The 1,309-nt window shown below is 45.6% G+C and carries 1 protein-coding gene and 1 other annotated feature; the gene reads left to right on the forward strand.

Going from position 1 to position 1,309, the window contains the following annotated elements:
* Positions 1–50 precede the first annotated feature (50 nt).
* Positions 51–1,270 (forward strand): IS3 family transposase gene (locus ACTXGH_RS13745; protein WP_439297242.1). Its coding sequence is split into 2 segments (ribosomal slippage): positions 51–336 and positions 336–1,270, totalling 1,221 coding nucleotides; the frame shifts between segments, so codons are not numbered across the junction.
* Positions 326–442 (forward strand) — a sequence feature (AL1L pseudoknot). Its footprint overlaps the gene before it by 117 nt.
* Positions 1,271–1,309: the final 39 nt, after the last annotated feature.

Genomic DNA, 1,309 nt, shown 5'->3' on the forward strand with positions numbered 1-1,309 from the left:
TGAACCGCCCCGGGATTGTCGGAGACTCAACATTCTGAGAGAATACAACGATGAAAACACGACACTACACCCCCGAGATTAAAGACCGCGCCGTTCGCATGCTGATTGAAGCATTAAGCGACTATCCCTCCACCTGGTCAGCTATTCAAGCAATTGCACCTAAGATTGGCTGTACGCCTGAAACCCTGCGGTCATGGCATAAAAAGCACATAGATCAAACTATTCCTGCCTCAGTGCAAGCCCAAAGCCAAGAGCAACGTATTAAAGAGCTTGAACGCGAGAATAAAGAGCTCAAGCAAGCCAATGAGATTATACGTAAGGCTGCTGCTTTTTTCGCCCAGGCGGAGCTCGACCGCTGACTAAAATCATGATTCAATTCATCGACGATCATAAGAATAATTATGGGGTCGAGCTGATCTGTAGAGTATTACCGATTGCCCCATCAACCTATCACCGTGCTAAAGACTTGGAGAGCTACCCTGAAAAACGCTCACTGCGCAGTCAACATGACGACTTTTACATCAGCGAGATTAAACGTATCTGGCAGGACAGCAAATGCCGTTACGGTGCGCGTAAAGTATGGCAGCAGATGAAAGCTGACGGGTTAAAGGTTGCTCGTTGTACCATAGAGCGTTTAATGAGACAGCATGGCCTACAAGGTGTCTGGCGCGGTAAGGGTAAAATAACAACTCACAGCCGTGATGATCAAAAGCGTGCTGATGACCTAGTTAATCGTAACTTTAGCGCTCATCGCCCTAACCAGCTCTGGGTGGCAGACTTTACTTATATCAAGACGATAAGCGGCTGGGTGTATACCGCTTTTATTATTGATGTGTTTGCTCGCGCTATTGTGGGCTGGAAAGTATCTAATCGTATGAACACAGATATGGTGATGGCGGCGTTAAATCAAGCAATAGCAGATAGAAACTATCCCAAAGATGTGATTCATCACAGTGATCGAGGGGTTCAGTATTTATCCATTCGCTATACTGATAAAATGGCTGACTGCGGTGTGATTGCCTCTGTTGGCACTACAGGTGATTCATACGACAATGCACTGGCTGAGACGGTCAATGGGCTTTATAAGTCTGAGGTCATTCATTATTTGAAAGAGAGCTGGTCTGGTGTGAACGATGTTGAACTAGCAACCATTGAATGGGTCGATTGGTTTAACAAAACACGACTGCATAGCACGATTGGATATGTGTCACCTTTTGAATTTGAAAAGCGGTATTATGATAATTTAATCCTGTCAGGCATTGCTGCCTGACTAAAGTAAATCAGCCTCCGATAAAGTCGGGGCGGTTCA

This window comes from Psychrobacter sp. 1Y10 (assembly GCF_052259005.1).
Classification (GTDB): Bacteria; Pseudomonadota; Gammaproteobacteria; order Pseudomonadales; family Moraxellaceae; genus Psychrobacter; species Psychrobacter saeujeotis.